This window comes from Pseudooceanicola marinus (genome assembly GCF_002786295.1).
Classification (GTDB): domain Bacteria; phylum Pseudomonadota; class Alphaproteobacteria; order Rhodobacterales; family Rhodobacteraceae; genus Pseudooceanicola; species Pseudooceanicola marinus.
The window spans coordinates 1-15623 of record NZ_PGTC01000022.1 but is presented as its reverse complement, the minus strand read 5'-3'; the positions used below and the strand labels follow the sequence as shown (position 1 = coordinate 15623).

Annotated in this window: 18 protein-coding genes; 3 read left to right on the top strand and 15 right to left on the bottom strand. The window is 62.9% G+C overall.

All coding sequences use genetic code 11. The features are described 5' to 3' along the window. Positions 1-2: 2 nt before the first annotated feature. The 11 genes from CVM50_RS17160 to CVM50_RS17115 all read right to left on the bottom strand — a co-directional run bounded on the left by CVM50_RS17160 (position 3) and on the right by CVM50_RS17115 (position 10328). The gene (locus CVM50_RS17160; RefSeq protein ID WP_085889737.1) at positions 3-1850 is read right to left on the bottom strand and encodes a terminase large subunit; all 1848 of its coding nucleotides are present in this window, start codon (positions 1848-1850) and stop codon (positions 3-5) included. Continuing rightward, positions 1847-2329, bottom strand: a complete 483-nt coding sequence (locus CVM50_RS17155; RefSeq protein ID WP_085889736.1) for a P27 family phage terminase small subunit — start codon at positions 2327-2329, stop codon at positions 1847-1849. Before CVM50_RS17155 ends, CVM50_RS17160 begins: the two co-directional genes overlap by 4 nt. Positions 2330-2453: 124 nt before the next feature. Continuing rightward, positions 2454-2822: an HNH endonuclease gene (locus CVM50_RS17150; RefSeq protein ID WP_085889735.1), complete on the bottom strand. Its 369-nt coding sequence runs from the start codon at positions 2820-2822 to the stop codon at positions 2454-2456. A 158-nt stretch (positions 2823-2980) separates the two neighbouring features. Next, complete coding sequence (locus CVM50_RS17145) at positions 2981-3661, bottom strand: hypothetical protein (protein ID WP_085889734.1); 681 nt, start codon at positions 3659-3661, stop codon at positions 2981-2983. Positions 3662-4145: 484 nt separating this feature from the next. Continuing rightward, on the bottom strand, positions 4146-4808 hold the full coding sequence (locus CVM50_RS17140) for a hypothetical protein (protein ID WP_085889733.1): 663 nt from the start codon (positions 4806-4808) through the stop codon (positions 4146-4148). A 959-nt stretch (positions 4809-5767) separates the two neighbouring features. Continuing rightward, positions 5768-7513 carry a DNA primase family protein gene (locus CVM50_RS17135; RefSeq protein WP_085889732.1) on the bottom strand — a complete coding sequence of 582 codons (1746 nt, stop codon included), beginning with the start codon at positions 7511-7513 and terminating at the stop codon, positions 5768-5770. Next, positions 7513-8631: a DUF7146 domain-containing protein gene (locus tag CVM50_RS17130; RefSeq protein ID WP_085889731.1), complete on the bottom strand. Its 1119-nt coding sequence runs from the start codon at positions 8629-8631 to the stop codon at positions 7513-7515. The genes CVM50_RS17135 and CVM50_RS17130 overlap by 1 nt, the downstream gene beginning before the upstream one ends. Beyond that, positions 8628-8858, bottom strand: a complete 231-nt coding sequence (locus tag CVM50_RS21465; RefSeq protein ID WP_143515639.1) for a hypothetical protein — start codon at positions 8856-8858, stop codon at positions 8628-8630. Before CVM50_RS21465 ends, CVM50_RS17130 begins: the two co-directional genes overlap by 4 nt. A gap of 11 nt (positions 8859-8869) precedes the next feature. Continuing rightward, a complete protein-coding gene (gene ssb, locus CVM50_RS17125; RefSeq protein WP_085889730.1) occupies positions 8870-9367 on the bottom strand; it encodes a single-stranded DNA-binding protein in 498 nt (165 codons plus the stop codon). After that, the gene (locus CVM50_RS17120; RefSeq protein ID WP_143515638.1) at positions 9367-10011 is read right to left on the bottom strand and encodes a helix-turn-helix domain-containing protein; all 645 of its coding nucleotides are present in this window, start codon (positions 10009-10011) and stop codon (positions 9367-9369) included. Before CVM50_RS17120 ends, ssb begins: the two co-directional genes overlap by 1 nt. A gap of 98 nt (positions 10012-10109) precedes the next feature. Beyond that, a complete protein-coding gene (locus tag CVM50_RS17115) occupies positions 10110-10328 on the bottom strand; it encodes a hypothetical protein (RefSeq protein WP_085889728.1) in 219 nt (72 codons plus the stop codon). A 447-nt stretch (positions 10329-10775) separates the two neighbouring features. Here CVM50_RS17115 and CVM50_RS17105 point away from each other — a divergent pair, with 447 nt between their 5' ends. The 3 genes from CVM50_RS17105 (at position 10776) to CVM50_RS17095 (ending at position 12922) form a co-directional block, all read left to right on the top strand. Then, positions 10776-11120, top strand: a complete 345-nt coding sequence (locus tag CVM50_RS17105) for a helix-turn-helix domain-containing protein (protein ID WP_085889726.1) — start codon at positions 10776-10778, stop codon at positions 11118-11120. Positions 11121-11391: 271 nt separating this feature from the next. Next, positions 11392-11610: a hypothetical protein gene (locus CVM50_RS17100; RefSeq protein WP_085889725.1), complete on the top strand. Its 219-nt coding sequence runs from the start codon at positions 11392-11394 to the stop codon at positions 11608-11610. Positions 11611-11833: 223 nt separating this feature from the next. Then, on the top strand, positions 11834-12922 hold the full coding sequence (locus CVM50_RS17095) for a tyrosine-type recombinase/integrase (RefSeq protein WP_085889724.1): 1089 nt from the start codon (positions 11834-11836) through the stop codon (positions 12920-12922). A 6-nt stretch (positions 12923-12928) separates the two neighbouring features. Here CVM50_RS17095 and CVM50_RS17090 read toward each other — a convergent pair whose 3' ends face one another. The 4 genes from CVM50_RS17090 to CVM50_RS17075 all read right to left on the bottom strand — a co-directional run. After that, positions 12929-13825 carry a sugar transferase gene (locus CVM50_RS17090; protein ID WP_085889723.1) on the bottom strand — a complete coding sequence of 299 codons (897 nt, stop codon included), beginning with the start codon at positions 13823-13825 and terminating at the stop codon, positions 12929-12931. After that, positions 13825-14154 carry a PadR family transcriptional regulator gene (locus CVM50_RS22275; protein ID WP_085889722.1) on the bottom strand — a complete coding sequence of 110 codons (330 nt, stop codon included), beginning with the start codon at positions 14152-14154 and terminating at the stop codon, positions 13825-13827. Before CVM50_RS22275 ends, CVM50_RS17090 begins: the two co-directional genes overlap by 1 nt. Before the next feature lie 231 nt (positions 14155-14385). Further along, on the bottom strand, positions 14386-14817 hold the full coding sequence (locus CVM50_RS17080) for a hypothetical protein (protein WP_085889721.1): 432 nt from the start codon (positions 14815-14817) through the stop codon (positions 14386-14388). Further along, the coding region (locus CVM50_RS17075; RefSeq protein ID WP_157792097.1) for a hypothetical protein at positions 14814-15623 on the bottom strand (810 nt) is incomplete at its 5' end. The genes CVM50_RS17075 and CVM50_RS17080, both read right to left, overlap by 4 nt.

The following is a 15623-nucleotide window of genomic DNA, read 5'->3' as shown; positions in this document are numbered from 1 at the left end:
CTTTAGCCCCATGAGCCCCCCATAGTGAAATTCGGATCATCCCAGGGCGACGAAGGCCCAGCCGATCGCTCGCGGCAAAGAGCCATCCCGACCCCCATCGCAAGCGAGACCATCCCGTCAATCCGAACGTGAGCCTTTTCCTTGTCGAACATCCGATAGCCGGAACGGTTTTCGGCGTAGGTCACGCCGGCCGCCATGCTGTCCAACAGCGGGTTAGGATCGACCTCGAGCCGCCCGTCGCCGAGCGCCTCCTCGAATTGGTTGATCGAGTGAGGCATCCAGAGGAATACCTCGCCCTGCCCCTCGGGCGCGTTCGGATCCTTCTCGAGGATCCGCTTCTGGAACCCTTGCGGGTGGATCACCACCGGCAGAGAGACCCCAAGATCCGCCAGATTGTCGCCGAGGCGCTCAAGGCCGTATTGGTCCCCCGCGATCGCCTCGGGCGCGAACCGCGCGTTGATCGAGGCGAGGGCCTCGGCAAGCCAGCCATAGTGCAGCCGCTCGCCCGGCACCGCCTCAACGTGGCCGGCCGCCGCCCACTGGTCATAGGGCGCCTGATCCCGTGCCGCGCGCGCGCGAAGGGTATCCTCCGGGGTCCAGATCCAGGTTTTCGCGGCCATTCGCTCGCTGCCCTTGGTCGCATCAAGCAACCAGACCAGTGAAAGCGCGGTGAAGTCGCGCGTTTGCGACAGATCTAGCCCGCCGAAGCAAGGCACGCCCGAAGCGATCAGCGCCTCAAGATCAAGCGGCTTTTGCACCGCCGCCCAGGTCTCACGCTTGATCGCGGCCGTGACCGATTGGGTCCATTCGCAAAAATGCAGCCGGGCGATCCCGTTGCGCTTGCCAGGCATTTGCCGCGCCTTCCTCACCTCACCAGCAAGAAAGGTATCGGTCAGGATCTCGCCGAGGCACGGGTTTGCCTTGATCCAGCAAGAGGGATCTTCCTCCCAATCGTCGCCGTCATCCAGGCTGCACACAAAGGCGAAGGTTTCGTCATCCTCGATAGTGCCCGTCACGACGTTGACCGCGTGCGTGTGTTCCTCGTAGCAGATCGACTTGCGATCGGTGCCGGCGTTGGTCGCCATACAAAGCAGCGGCTGCTCGCGGAACTTGAAACCCCGCTCGAGCATGTCGATCACATCGCGGTTCTTGTGTTCATGAACCTCATCGCAAAGGGCACAGTGCGGACGCGGCCCCGACTGGCCGTCATCGGCCGAGATCGGCTTAAAGAAACGGCGATCCCCCCGGCGCCCCCGGTAGGAAAGCTGCCAGACCGGATCTTTCCCGTGCGACTTGATGCGGCGCGAGAGGCGCCGCGATTGCTCCACCGCTGCAACGGCATCGCGAAACAGAACCTGCGCCTGATCCTTCTTCGACGCCGCTGCGTAGACCTCGGCCGCCGACTCGCCATCAGAGACCAGCATGTAAAGCCCGATTCCGGCCAGCATAGGCGACTTGCCATTGCCCTTGCCCTCTTCGTCATAGAAGCGGCGAAAGCGACGGCGCCCCCGGCGGAGCGGATCCACATGATCCGGCGACCACTTCCAGCCGAAAAGGGAGCCGACGCGAAAAGCCTGGCTCGGATGAAGATGGAACGGCTGCCCGGTGAAACGGCCACCATTCAGGGCCAGCATGTCGGGAAAGAACCGCACCGCCCGCATGGCCGCAGGAAGATCCCAGACCAGGCCACGCGCCGAACCGTCGCGCAGATCGCGAAGGTGCCGGCGCGCGGCCGCCCGAATGTAGGGGCCGGCGACGATCTCGCCTGCGGCCACCTGCTGCGCCCAGGACGTGACCGGATCAACCTCCGCCGGAACGCGCGGGCCGATCTCGATCGGATCCTCGGTCATGTGAAATACTCGCCCCCGTCTCCGAAGTCGAAACCCATCTGCCCGCCGCCCGACAGGCCCCGCTCACTAGCCGGCGTCATGCCGAACTCATTGGCGAGGGCTCTGATCTGGCGGAACGTTTCGTTAAGCTGGCCCACCTCGGGCCGCGCTTTGATCTGCTTTCCCTGCCGCCCTTCCGAAACGTAGGTCTCGCCGACCTCCTCCAATTCCGTCAGGATCCGCTCATGGCGCTGGACAGTTCGGGTCAGTTGAAGGAACATGAAAGCGTTGCCATCGTTCAGCCGATCGCGGGTCGGATGACAGAGCGGAAGGGCAAGGCGCCGGAAGACCGCACGGGTCTCGGGCGAAATCTGGAACGGGCCGAGGCTCTCCTCGATCTCCGCCAGCTTCGCCCGCGCCCGCTCCTCCAGGTTGTGAGCCGTGGCACCATCGGGCGCCATCGGGACGACAGTATCAGACGCGGGTTTGCGGCCCTTCATTGTCTCCCTCCTCGCGTGGCTTTCTCAATTCAATTCCAGATTTCCACGCAAAAAGGCTCTGCCATCGGTCCTCACCGGCCCCGATTTTCTTTCGGACCCACCCCCACCGTTTCGCGCGGAATTTTCACGCGCGATTGGCAGGGTGCGCGGGGTCGATCGGCCAGCCGTCCAACCCTCGGGCTTCCGAGTAACCCCTGATCTCCTCACGCTGCTTGTGCCGGTCGTGGTGCGGCTTGCAAAGCGTTTGCAGATTGCCGGGGTCGTGGAAGAGGGCATGGTCGCCCTTGTGCGGGATCTTGTGATCGACGATCAGCACGCGCAGTTTCGGGGCCGGCTGCGGGTCGCCACCCGGCAAGAGCGCCCCGTCATTGACCACGCCATCGCGCAGACACCACTCGCAGAGCGGCTTGGCGGCGATCTGCGCCGCGCGCAGGTGCCGCCATGCCGCCGTCCGATACAGGTGGCGCCACGGCCGGGCCTCATACCTCGCCATCAGATTTCCATCTTGTGAATGATCGAGGAGGCGGGCGGAGGGGGCCGGTCAGGCCGGCCCCGACACCTGATCGGCGCCGCGCCCGCAGTTCCTCGGGATGGGGAGGTCTCTACCCCGGCGTATTGCCAGCCCGCAACAAAATCGCGGGCCGAGTATTCCTAAGCGCGATCGAGCCGCGCACCGTGGCCGCACCGATCCGCCACATGCCGCACCGTCTCCGCGAAATCATCGGCCAGGATCTGACCGGCCGCCGCCTGTTTGGTCCAGCCGTGCCGGCGCAGGATCTCGGCGAAGGGCAGCCCCTCGATTGCCACCGCATCCCAGAGATCAACAGCGAGGATCTGCCTCCGCCCAGGCGCGCGCCGGCGCGGGACCAGAACCGGCCGGGCCGGACCCTCAGTGAAGCGGCCGAGGCCACGATGCCAGCGCCAGTGATTGACCAGCCCGCGCACTGCATCAACAAAGGCGCGATCTTGAAGCCGCGCCGAGATACCGCCATCGGACGGGCCACCGCCGCCGCCGACACGCTCGGCCAGCATGTCAGCGCCGCGCGCAACGCCCAGACGCTCCACGGCCGAGGCGTAAGCCATGACCACCAGGCGGCGACCATCATCGACCTGATACCGGGCCAGCGCAGGCGGCACCCGCCGCTCAGCGCGGCGCACGGCCGAGGCGCCAATATCGACCGGCACCAAGTTGACCGCCAGCGCCGCGAGCGACGGGGCCGGCCGCTCACCGTCGCCCCGACCCACACCGGACCGCCGATCCGCTGCCGCCCCGATCACTTCCAGCGTCAACCGCCCCACAAGGGCGCCCTCACTTGTCGGAATGTTCCACATCCCCGATCCCTCATCTTGTGACAGGGCAAGTATCCATCACAAAATTTAGTGAATACAGCCCGAAAATCAGGGATCGAAACCAGATGAAGGGATTGACTAGGGAACGTCTACCCAGCGCAGCCCCGCAATATAAATCAATCCTTCCAATGCCTTACCTTAGATCAGGGATCGACGGGATTGAAACTTTCAGGGCTTCGCACGCGGCGATTTCAGGATTTCCGCCACCCCGCGCCCCGCCCGTGTAGAGAGAGCGCCCCGGAAATCTCGATCCCGTCGATCCCTCAGGGCGGCAACCCATTGTCTAGGCTCGCCTTTCTCATATCGTCAGGCTTCCCGACATTCCCTCATCAATCCCTGCAAGGGATTGACTGGCGATGCGGGCGAGCTTTGCAGAAGGGGGGAGCGGGGGGGAACGGAACGCAAAGGGGCCGGAGCGCACCGCCCCGGCCCCCGCCATCACCTGACGATCCCTGCGCCGTGGCGCCTATGCCGCCCGAGCCTCCAGCACCCCGGCCGCATGGTCGCCCCACTGCTTCGCCATCGCGGCCGCCATGCCAGGAAAGAACTTGCTGCGGATCTTCCATCGCTCGGCACCGGGGCTGGCCCGATGCACGGTCGAGCGCGCGATCGTGCCATCAAGAGAACCCGTGGCCCGGAGCTTTGGCAGGCCGCGAAGCCAAAAACAGGTGCGCTTACGCTCATTGTCAGGGCCGGCCGGGTCGCTACCGAATTGCCAAGGCTGGACCGATTGCGACGGGGGGCGATAGTTTCGAATGCGCTCTTTCGCGTGGCCGTGCATCACGGGGTTTTCAACCGCTACGCAGGGGATATGCGGCACGTTCCAGACATCCGAGAACAAGGCCGCGCCCTCATCCAGCTCGCGCCACATTTCCGCGAGAGATCGGCCGCGCGGAGGCGCCGACAGCCAGCGGACGCCCGAGTTACAAAGCCGCGTGCAAGGCGGGTGCATCACCGCCATCAGATCCCAGTCATCCCGCATCATCACGTCGCGCACGTCGCCCATGATATGCCGATTGGTGGGCGTATCGGCCGGCAGCAGGTCACAAGACCAGGCATCATGCCCGGCCGCGAGAAAGGCATCCCGTACCGTGCCGCTTGTCTCGCAACCGATCAGAACTTTCGCCATGTCAGATCCTCCTTTGGACCTGACCAATCATCACTAAATTTTGTGATTGAACAACAAAATTAATGAAATCGATAGCTGCTTACCATTGAACGCCAACATCCAACGATTTCCGAGCAGATAAGACAACTTGAACCTGCACCATTGATTGAACAACGTTAACAAGTTACGCGAAAATAAATTACCCCCTAAGGTACTGAAATCTTTATATTTAAATTGTAAAGGCGAATTTTTACTGCACCCATATATAGACAGTTGGCGCGGAAACGCACACAGTCTCTGTAGTGCTTGATATAGTACTGAACCAAGCCCTACCGATCGTCGCCAATCTGGCCTCGGTCGTAGGCCTGGCGATCACCCTGCGAATGCTTCTCAAGAAGTAGCAGGGCAATCCCAGTCCATCGCACCGGCAGACAGAATTGCACCCCTGCGCCAGTGCTTAACCCACCCAGGAACGGAGGCAGTCATTGGCTGCCTCCACCGCCGGTGGACCAGAAAACGTCCCAATGGGACTTTTTCCTCGAAATCACTCTGCCCTCATTGTTGCCCCTTTCACAACCCCTTTCGGGTAATTGCGGGTAATTGCGTGATAAGACGTGACCGGATAACGGTTAGCTACGGCCCGATGACGGTTAAATGCGGCCGGATGCGGCCAAGTTGCCACAATCCCCAGATCCCCTAAATCGGACAACGGAATTCAAGACTTAGCGGAATTCTGGAAGAGCCCCCAAGATCATCGAGCAACGCACTAGCTACGCAAGGACCAGGCCGGAGGACAGGACGGCGCCCCGTCAGCCTCTCCATATGCTCAGCCGCCTGCGCCTCGGCCGCAGGCCGGCAATCATGGCAGAAGGAGATCCCCCGGTCGACACCAGAGGGAAGATCGCGAATCGCCCCCGGCCGCCGCTTGGCGAAGGGGGGCGAGGGGGATCCGCAGAACTGGCACTTGCGAACCGGGCCGTTCACCTCAGATCCCGCTTGTCCAACCAACCCGGCCCGATGTTGCGCCGCGATCGCAGATCTGCGGCCGCAGCAACAGTGAGCGCGATGCCACGATAGCCGGTGTCAGACACCTTGGCGGCCGTGAACCGCGCGCCGCTGTCTGGGTGCTGCATGATCTCCGATCGCGCCTTGATCTGAATCGAGATCTGCCGCTTGCCCCAAGGTTCATTGCCCGCCCGCTCCTGCCAGGCTTGGAACGCCTCGACCAGATCCCGCGCGGGGGTAAAGAGGGCCGGATCTCCGGTGATCTCGCAGGCGTCCAGCAGGAAGCGGCGCAGCGGGTCAGAATGCTCACGATATTCGGCCGTAGCCGCCAGCACCGATGCAGGGATTTTGAGCCCGTCGCGCAGGTAGTCCAAAGCCCCACCGATCAGCCATTGCAGGATCCCCGCGCGCTCCTCCCAGAGTTTCGCCGGCAACCCCTTATCCACCTGATCGTCCGGGATCTGCTCCTCGAAAGGGACCAGCAGCACACGCCGCCAGATCCCATCATCCCCACCCCGAATCTCGGGCTTGGCATTGCCTGAAATCGTCAGCTTGAACTCAGGCGTGACCTCGACAAATTCCTGCATCATCCGGCGGATCAGGATCGGCTCGCCGCCTGTCAGGGCCTTAACAAGGGCCTCCTTCATCTTCTGCCCGTGTTCGGGTTCAGAGGCCCGCACCATGCGGGCGCCGGGGATCCGCACAAGGTCCGGGGTCGCGTCGGATCCCTTCCGCTGTTCGGAGCCAGTAAGAGTTTCGATCGGCACCGTTGTCGCATAGTCGGACATCATCTTCGCAATCACGTCGATCAGCGTTGACTTGCCGTTCCGCCCCGAGCCGTGCGCAAAGACCAGCTTTTGTTCCCCTGTCAGCCCGGTCAGCGAATAGCCGAACCACCGCCGCAGGAAGTCGCGCCGATCCTGATCTGGCTGGATCCGCTCGACAAAATCCTTGAAGAGTGGGCATTCCGCGTCGGGGTCGAAATCAACCGGCATGATCTTCGAGATCATATGCTCGCGCCGGTGCGGCTCGACATGGCATTGCCAACGATCGCTCCCGACCACGGGGACCAGCCGGACAAGCCCGGTTGCGGTATTGATAGCCAGCGGATCGACGTTTAGCCGATCCAAAGGGGTCGCGACCTCGATCGACGCCTCGGTCAGCATGTTGTTAATCTTGGCCGTGTCGCCGGCCGCTTTCGCATGGTTGGTGTGCGATCGCCGGCGCGAGGCCAGCGCCTTGCGCGCGGCGGTTGCCTCGTCCTCGAGGAGGGCGATCTCTGCAAGGCGCATCAGGTCGGCCGAGGACCGCTCGCCCTTGTCTTTTGCGAGGATCTTGGCGCGCTCCTTCTTTACGGCATCGAAGGCGTCCAGGGCCAGCCGCTCCTCCTCGCTCAGGGCCACGAAAGGAACCTCCTCGAGGATCCGGCCGCCGACACGCTGCGCGAGGGCGCGGATCTTCACCTTGTCCTCGTCCAGGCGCCAGACCTTGCCGGTCCAGACATGCCAACCGACACGCGGCACGAAGAGCGACCGCTCGCGGCCGCCATAGAGCAGGAAGCGCAAGCCGTTGCCGTAGTCATTCAGCGAGTATTCGGAACCGATCTCCTCGGGCGGCCGAGGATCTTCCGGGGGCGCGGCATCGGCCCCGCCGTAGTGACCGCCTGCGCCGAATGCCTCCGCGCCCGCAAAGGCGTCACGGATCTCTTGCGTGCCGTCCATCACTTGCCCCTCAGAATGTCATTGAAGTCTCGCCCCTCGCCCGGATCCACGATCCGACCGACAAGCCCAGGCACCGACGCGCGGGCACGCTCGATCCCGGCGCGCAGCTTGGCCGAGGTCATCGCCGGCGCGCTGTCGCCATCCCGAAGGAAGAAAAGGCGATCGACCCAGGGCGGCGGCACCCAAGCGTCGGAGTCGGACATGTCGGGCTCGCCCGACCACCTCACCCCCGGCCGGTCGAGCATAATGCCGGACATATTGCCGAGATCTACCAGCGCCCAGAAGTTCGCCGGCCCGATGGGATCGACCACCATCGCGGAAAGGGTCGTCTCGATACCCTCCCCGGCAACCAGAGCGCGGGCACTAGACCCCGTGGCGCCGAGGCGGATCGCGCCGCCCTTCTTCGCGCCCCGAACCATTTTCGCCGGCAGGCGCTCGCCGGACGGCGACCTGATTTCCGCCTTGAAATCAAGATCCGGCCGGGACAGGTCCAGCCAAGTTTGATGCACCGCAACCAGCCGATCCGACCGATCGAGGATCCCAGCGATCATGCAGGGGCCACGATGCAGCGTCTCAAGGCGGCCGCCGATCTTCTTCACGCAGGGATGATCCGGCAGGAAGCGCAGGGCGTCGGGGGCGCGGGGAAGCCGAATGGACCGGGCGGCGAGATACTGCATCACGGGCGAACCGTCGGCCGGGCTGCTGCGCTGCCAGATCTTGCGCGCGTCGCCGATCGCGTGGGCGCGGTAGCGCGCCGCCTCCTCCTCCTGCGCGCGCTTCCGATCGGCCGCCGCCCTGCGCCGACGCTCGATCTCGGCCGGGTCAACCTCGACTCTCTCGCCTTCGAGGAAGGCAAGGGCCGACGGGAAATCACAGCCAAGCACCAGGCGCACAAGCGCGATCCCATCGCCTCTGGCTCCGCAGCCACGACAGTTGAACACGCCGCGCGCGGTATTCAGCGCAAAGCGATCGCGGCCACCACACGCCGGGCAAGGCCCCGCACGCTCCGAATGCGTCACCCGCTTGAGGTCTGCAACACCGAGGCGATCAGCGATCTCACCGATTGGGCGTGCTTGCGCCAAAGCGAGGCGCGGATCTTCCGAACGATCGAGGGTCACAGGTAGTCCTCCGGCTTGAGATCCGGTAAAGCGGGCACGGTTGAACCGGGCCGGCGGCGCAAGGCCTGCCAAGCCCCCCGCGCCGTGTCGGCCTTGGGGCCAGACGCGAAACACGCCAGACAGCGAATGTAGAAATAGAGATCCGCAAACACGCCCTGACTAAAAAGCCAGCCCCCTCCTGCGCCGCAGAAGGGACAGGCATCATCCGCTTCCTGGTGGTCTTCCATGGCAAGCGGCCTCAGAAGGGTATTTCGTCATCAAGGTCACGCGGACCGTCCGCGCACTGCCCGCCAGACGCTCCGCCAGCGCCCGAGACATAGCCGCCGCCGGCACCATAGCCCGACGCCGCGCCACCACTGCTGGCACTTCCGCCCTGCCCTGCATCGCGCCGGTCCAGCATCGTCAGTTCCGACACATAGGGCCGCAGGACAACTTCGGTCGAGTAGCGATCAGCACCGCTCTGATCTTGCCACTTGCGGGTTTCGAGCTTGCCCTCGACATAGATCTTGCTGCCCTTCCGCAGATACTGCTCTGCCAGGCGAACCAGCGGCTCGGAGTGGATCGCGATCGAGTGCCATTCAGTCCGCTCACGGCGCTCCCCGGCATTGCGATCCTTCCAGCTTTCCGAGGTGGCAATGCTCAGGTTACAGACTCGCCCACCGTTCTGGAACGTGCGGACCTCGGGATCGCGGCCCAGGTTGCCGATCAGAATTACCTTGTTAACGCTTCCCGCCATCAGGCCGCCCTCTCTTGCTGTTCGGATTGGCCGGGCAACACGAAGCCCGGAGCATTGATGACCAGGACGGCACCGCGCCCCCTGATCGTGCGAAGCTCCACAGGCAGTCCCGCCCTTGCCAACTTCTCGCGCACACGCCGCAGAGCCATTCGCAAATGATCTCTGCCGGGCAGCTCCCCGCGATCGACGCGAGCGCCCATCATCGCGCGCAACAGCAGCGAGGTCGGCACGACGGCCCCCGCCGATCGCGCAAGGCGGTCGGCGACCGCCAGTTCCTCGCGCGAGAACCGGCAGCCTAGAGCCTCCCACTCATCGCGGATTGCCGGGTCTGGATCGGCCGCGACAGCCTCGAACCAGGACAGCAGGGCCTCTCGCGCGCGCGCGTCAATGCGGCCCGAGAGGATCGCCCGGATTTCTGGAATGCGAGGAAAGGGATCAGCCTCGACCGGCAGCGGCGGGCAAGGCGGGGGCGCGGGGGCGCACGGCGCAGCCTCGAGGAGGGCAACACCCGCAGCCGAAATCCGCCAGCGCGCGAGGCGGGGCGAGCGCCCTGCCCCTTCGATCAGACCGGCCGCCGCGAGGCGCTGCACCAGTTCGGCCGAGGTGATCGCGACCACCTCAAGCGCACCACCCTCGGCACGCATGACCGCAGCCCTCTCCGCCTCGGCTTGGACCGCGAGAATGCTTGACGGCGCGGCCAGTCGCCGCAGGATCCGAAACGCCTCGACCGAGGCCCCGCCAGTCAACGGCCCACCCCCCGGCCGGCACGCTGCACAAGCCCCATCAGCGGGCGAGACGGCAGCGCGGCCGGCGCATCCAGAACCAGCCGCATGAAAGCAGCTGCCATTTCCTGTGCCAGCAGTTCCGCGCTTTGACCGGCCTCGATCGCCAAGCCTTCCAGGGCTTTTCGCTCGCGCGGGGTCATCCGCGACAGGGCACTATTTTCGCGAATGCTGTTCATTCCCGGCCCCCTTCCTGCTCGGCAGGGGCAAGGCGCCGGATCGCAGCCTCGACACTAGCCGCCGCACCGAGGCGAAAATCCGCGTCCCCGCTCCGCAGGAACTGGCCGAGGGCGTTTTTTGACAGCCCAGCCTCGACACTGACCCTCGAATGCGCCAAGCCGTGGCGCTTCAAGTCACGGCACACTCGCTTGCGAAACTCTGCCGGGCTCGGCAGATGGTCGCTAATTTTTTCGTCTTGTCTCGCCATTCGATCCGCCCTTCGCATCACAAATTTTAGTGATGGTCACAATATATTGTGACAACAAGCGGTCAAGGCGGAAAATTGGGTAGTCTCGCTTACAAGGTCTGGAAAACCTGACTCGAGTGGGTCAGAAAAACTTGCTCTCAATCACATTAATCTGTGATAGGGTGCAAAAATTCATACGGAGAGAGAGGGTTTAGCGACCATGACAACCACCCCGGCCGCTAAGGATAGTCAGCTAGAGACAGCGCGGCAAAATCTCCGCTTGGCAATCGCTATCCGAGGCACCACGGCTGCCCAGGTCTCGCGGGAAGCCGGGTTAAGCGTGAATGCGCTCAGCTATTTTCTGAAGGGGAACGGGTCGATCTCATACGCTGGAATGCTCGGCGTTTGTGAGGCTCTTGAGGTGCCGATCGGCCTTCTGCATCATCCCAACACCATCACTCCCGCCCGCCTCGAGCTACATTCCACCTTGAGAGAACTGACTAGCGAAGAGGTCGACGAGGTTGCGCGGGCTCTTGAACGGGATCCGTCCGGCTCTTCTCTTTGAAGGCTCGAATACGATCGACGAGACGCCCGAGCTGATCCTCGGTCAGCCCGGCTGTCAGATTGTGGATATGGTCGATCCCTTGGTCTCTCACTCGCTCGGCCATCTATCGCAGTTCCCCTATCCATGCCCCAAAAGTTCAATAAGCGCCAAGGCTTGCGTGCATCAAGAGTTTTGTGACGCTTCATAGCGACGCCCCATATGTCACAAATTTTTTTGACAGTCACTAATTTTTGTGCTCTCTCACTCCTGCCAAACGTAGGAGGCAGGACGCATGAGCACTTCCGAGAATTTGCAGACAGCCTTTGTCGCCCTCTTCGTCAGCGGAGGATCAGCGATCGCCACATCGGCCGGCGCCGGCCTCCGCTTCTGGCTAACCGGCGAACCGCCGGCCGCCGGGGCTTCCCTTGGCGCGGCCCTCATCTACGGCCTACCTGCGGCAATGCCGGCGCTTCTCGCCGCAGCCCACTTCCTCGACAGGATCGGCGCATGACGGGCACGGCATTTGATCCCCGCTCCGTCCTTGAGGAAATCCCCCTCTCCACGGATCAGGCCGTGCAATGGCTCGCGGAACGCGGGATCGAAACCAGCCGGTCCCAACTCGACAATCTGAGGGCATCCGGCGAGCTTCCATTTCTGCGTGTCCGGGGGCGGTGCCGGATCATGTATAGGCGCGAGGCGCTGGCCGAGGCGTTCATTCTCGAGGAGGTGCGAAAATGCCCCTTAAACTCACCAAGCGCCCAGATCGGCCGGGCTGGATCATCCGCGGCACAGTTGCCGGAAAGCGCGTTCACAAAAGCGCTGTCTCTCATCGAAAGCGGGAAGCGGCCGAAGAGGCACGCCGCCTCGAAGAGAGGCTAATCGCGCGTGCGTCGCTCGGGACCGGGGCGACCCTGACCTTCGCCGAGGCGGCACTGACCTACCTCGAAAGCGGCGGCGAAGGGCGCTTCCTGCCGCCGATCCTCCGCCACCTCGGCGCCGAGTTTCTCCTCTCAGACTTGACGAATGAGGCCCTGACCGAAGCAGCCAGGGCCATCTATCCAGCCGCCAGTCCGAACACCGTGCAGCGGCAACTCATTACGCCGGCGCAAGCGGTCTATAATCTGGCGGTAGACGACGGCCTCGCCGCGCCCAGGAAGTTCCGCAGGCGCGGAAGGCAGAACCGGCGGACCGACTGGTTGACCCCGGAGGAAGCCGAGCGCGTGATCGAGATCGCCCGGGATCGCTTTCCCCACATCCTGCGCCCGATCGCGCTCATGCTCGGCGGAGGGTGCCGAAGCTCGGAAGCCCTCCAGGTCTCCGCTGCTGCCTTCTACACAACCACCGGCGAGGCATGGCTTGCCAATACGAAGAACGGCCACCCGAGAATGATCCGCCTTCCTCGGCGCGCGCTAGACCTCGCACTTGAGGAGCGCTTGCCCGAGATCGGCCCGATATGTCTGACCCCCAAAGGAAAGCCATATGTGATCCGAAAGAACGGCGGCGGACAGATGAAAGGCGCCTTTGACACGATCCAGGAGGCGGCCGAGATCCCCCTGCGGCTTACACCTCACGTCCTGCGCCATACGTGGGCGACATGGTATCACGCCCAAACAAAGGACTTTGGCACGCTCCTCGATCTCGGCGGATGGGAACGCGCGGACGTTGCGAACATCTATCGCAAGATCGCGCCAGAGGATCTAGGGGATAGGCTTTTTGCGCTAGGATGGGATTTCAACAGAAATCACTTTCGGAGCTTCTCGCCGCTAGGAAGAGAACACTCAAACGCTTCATCGCTCGGGATTCAGGATGCATATCCTAGCTGACTAGCTTTATCGTGACTGGCGCATCACCGCTCGGAATAAAGCGTAGATGATCTTGAGGTCTGTGATGAAGGAAGCCTTCTTGCTATACTCTTCATCGGGCGAGCCGAGGCCGGATGAACCTTGAGCGCCCATCGCTGCCAAGGCCCAAGTCCCAAACAAGCCCGGGGCGAAAGCACTTTGAGCGCGGTGACTTTTTTCAATGTCACAAGCACTGACCGGGCGCGGACCGACAACCGACATATCTCCCTTTAGCAGGCTAAAGATCCACGGCAACTCATCAAGTGCCGTCACTCTCAGGAATTGTCCGATCTTAGTGACCCTCGGGTCATTCTCTAGCGGCACTCCACACAGATAGCGGTTCATCTCTAGTGGGTTCGACGACAGGTAGGCCGCCAGTCGCCCTTCACAGTCCTCATGAACTGTGCGGAATTTTCGGGCATAGAAAGGTCGGCCATTCTTACCGACCACTCGCACCCTAACAAACGATGATCCATCCTCGCGCAAGGTCAAAAGAACCCAGATAGTCAGTATGACGGGCAAGATCCCTGGCAAGAAAAACGCAGCGAACGCAAGATCAAACACGCGTTTCTGGCGTGCATATTTTGAGCTTGCAGCAGAGGACCTTCCGACCTCCCGAGAAATCTTTGGAGCTCCAAAGAAGAAGAGTGAGAGTGCGTGCCATGCCTTGCCGGTGATCTCTGGGATATCGTCCAGATGCGAGAGCCACTCTTCCTCTAGAGCCGCGGAATGGTCTTCACTCACTCCTGCCGCCGCGCGCCGGATCAGCTTCACGCAAATTTTCGGCACGAAAACCTTAATGTCATCAGCCAAGATTCGCGAAGCCGCAGCCAGCAGCACCGCTCCAATTGCCGCAAGAAGCATAGTCACATAATCTGCGAACATCAGCTATTCCCCCCGAAGCTCTGCGCAACGTCTGGCGAGGGTTTCAAGGTTGGTTTCAAAACGCGTTCCCGCTCTTGCAAGGCCCGAATTCCATCTCCGGAAATCCGATAGTACCGGCGCCTCGGGCGCCCTACCTCCTTCGGATCAACGTCCTCCCACCTTTGCTGGAGCAATCCACTTTGGTGCAACTTAATCAAGAGTGGATAGAGGGTCCCGGAGGCAATCGAAATCGCTCCGCATATTTCGTATCCAGAGAACTCCTTGTCAGGCCGATGGCTTAAGAATGTCAGCACATCGTAGCCGCGCCCAGAGATCTTTCGTAAAGACATGCCGCCCCCCTCATAACGTGGTTAACGACTCTATATCGAAAATCTACATAGGGTGCAACCTGGACCAAATCGAAGCTCTGCTATCAATCATTGGCAGCACCCACCTTCTTTCCACACAGGTGAGTTGTACCCACTAGGGCCTGGCAAGACACATGAACGCCCCCCATCCGTGCCTCTGTTGGGCACCAAGGCAGCGGCAAGGGTGAGAACATGGACAGCTCATGAGCTCGGTCAGGCCACGCTCGGTCGCGCCACGCGCGCCGGCAGTTCGATCACCTCTTCGGCTTCGCCCGTGACCCGGCGGGCCGGGATCGTGGCGACACTCTCCCAGAGCGGCCAGGTCGCCCCGTCCGCCTCGACGGTCGCATAGAGCGCCGCGCCCGTGCCGAGGCCCTGGTAGGGCATCTGACCGAGGATCGTGATGCCCAGGGCTGGATCAGCCGCGAGCGCGGTCCATTGGGCGACCTGCGCCGATGTCAGATTGGCATAGAGGCCGGCGGGGCCGTCATTCGCCTGGCCGGGGTTCGGGTAACTGGCCGTCCGGGCCATGCCTCCCGCGACGCGGGCGCCATCCTCGGCGATGACGCCAGGCACATTCTCGGCCAGCCAGGCGATCAGGGCTTGCTCATTGGCGATATGGATCAGAGTTGCGGTGATGCTCATGCGGTCAGTGCCTCCATGTCAGCGACGGTGTAGGCTGCGGCGGGAGCGATCCAGAGTTTGGCAGTGGTCAGAGACAGGGGCTTGCCAGCCCCGCCTGCATCCCGAGCGCCGAGGTGAAAATCAGAAAGTCCGGCTGGATATCCGACCGAGGCCACCGTCCCGGCGGTTACGCCGCCGACAATGAACGCCATGTTATCCGGCTCGAACCTCACCGCGAACTTCGCAGGGTCGCCGGGCGGAACGACAGGCCCGTTTATTCCTTCGCCCGCCCCGGCGGACGTCTGTAGAGCGCGGATCACACCGTTCGCGGTATTCTGGAACACGGTGAGGCGGTTGTTCACGTCGGATTGGATGGTGAAATATGGCGGGAACGGCTCATTGGTTCCGTACATTGCGCCGTCGAAAAACACCCAGACGCCGCCCGACAGGTCGAACCCCGACAGGTCCGAGTTGAAGAGCTCCGGGGCAGAGGTCACCGCGCTGCCTTCGGTAATGACCGGCGCCGTTCGAATAGGCGTAGCCGTGAGGTTCGCGGCCGCCATGTGGTAGCTGTACGCGCTCTGCTCACCCATAACCGAAAAGTAGACGGCGGTGGCACCAGCGGGCTTACCCACTGTCATGGAAAGCTCATTCCAACCGGGGTCGAGGTCGAAGTCTTGCTGCCCACCCGTGAACCCGGCACCATCGCTGAAAGGGCGGACAGCAACGGTCTGAGGCCCGTCGACGTGCGCCTCGAAAGAGTACGTGATCGGAGTGCCGTCCGGCACAGCAGTCACGTCGACGAACTGTCGCAGCTTTTGGTCCCC

What these genes read in the sequence shown, in the direction of transcription:
- CVM50_RS17160 (WP_085889737.1), bottom strand. Translation starts at nt 1,850, where the DNA reads ATGACCGAGGATCCGATCGAGATCGGCCCGCGCGTTCCGGCGGAGGTT.
- CVM50_RS17155 (WP_085889736.1), bottom strand. Translation starts at nt 2,329, where the DNA reads ATGAAGGGCCGCAAACCCGCGTCTGATACTGTCGTCCCGATGGCGCCC.
- CVM50_RS17150 (WP_085889735.1), bottom strand. Translation starts at nt 2,822, where the DNA reads ATGGCGAGGTATGAGGCCCGGCCGTGGCGCCACCTGTATCGGACGGCG.
- CVM50_RS17145 (WP_085889734.1), bottom strand. Translation starts at nt 3,661, where the DNA reads ATGTGGAACATTCCGACAAGTGAGGGCGCCCTTGTGGGGCGGTTGACG.
- CVM50_RS17140 (WP_085889733.1), bottom strand. Translation starts at nt 4,808, where the DNA reads ATGGCGAAAGTTCTGATCGGTTGCGAGACAAGCGGCACGGTACGGGAT.
- CVM50_RS17135 (WP_085889732.1), bottom strand. Translation starts at nt 7,513, where the DNA reads ATGGACGGCACGCAAGAGATCCGTGACGCCTTTGCGGGCGCGGAGGCA.
- CVM50_RS21465 (WP_143515639.1), bottom strand. Translation starts at nt 8,858, where the DNA reads ATGGAAGACCACCAGGAAGCGGATGATGCCTGTCCCTTCTGCGGCGCA.
- ssb (WP_085889730.1), bottom strand. Translation starts at nt 9,367, where the DNA reads ATGGCGGGAAGCGTTAACAAGGTAATTCTGATCGGCAACCTGGGCCGC.
- CVM50_RS17120 (WP_143515638.1), bottom strand. Translation starts at nt 10,011, where the DNA reads ATGCGTGCCGAGGGTGGTGCGCTTGAGGTGGTCGCGATCACCTCGGCC.
- CVM50_RS17115 (WP_085889728.1), bottom strand. Translation starts at nt 10,328, where the DNA reads ATGAACAGCATTCGCGAAAATAGTGCCCTGTCGCGGATGACCCCGCGC.
- CVM50_RS17105 (WP_085889726.1), top strand. Translation starts at nt 10,776, where the DNA reads ATGACAACCACCCCGGCCGCTAAGGATAGTCAGCTAGAGACAGCGCGG.
- CVM50_RS17100 (WP_085889725.1), top strand. Translation starts at nt 11,392, where the DNA reads ATGAGCACTTCCGAGAATTTGCAGACAGCCTTTGTCGCCCTCTTCGTC.
- CVM50_RS17095 (WP_085889724.1), top strand. Translation starts at nt 11,834, where the DNA reads ATGCCCCTTAAACTCACCAAGCGCCCAGATCGGCCGGGCTGGATCATC.
- CVM50_RS17090 (WP_085889723.1), bottom strand. Translation starts at nt 13,825, where the DNA reads ATGTTCGCAGATTATGTGACTATGCTTCTTGCGGCAATTGGAGCGGTG.
- CVM50_RS22275 (WP_085889722.1), bottom strand. Translation starts at nt 14,154, where the DNA reads ATGTCTTTACGAAAGATCTCTGGGCGCGGCTACGATGTGCTGACATTC.
- CVM50_RS17080 (WP_085889721.1), bottom strand. Translation starts at nt 14,817, where the DNA reads ATGAGCATCACCGCAACTCTGATCCATATCGCCAATGAGCAAGCCCTG.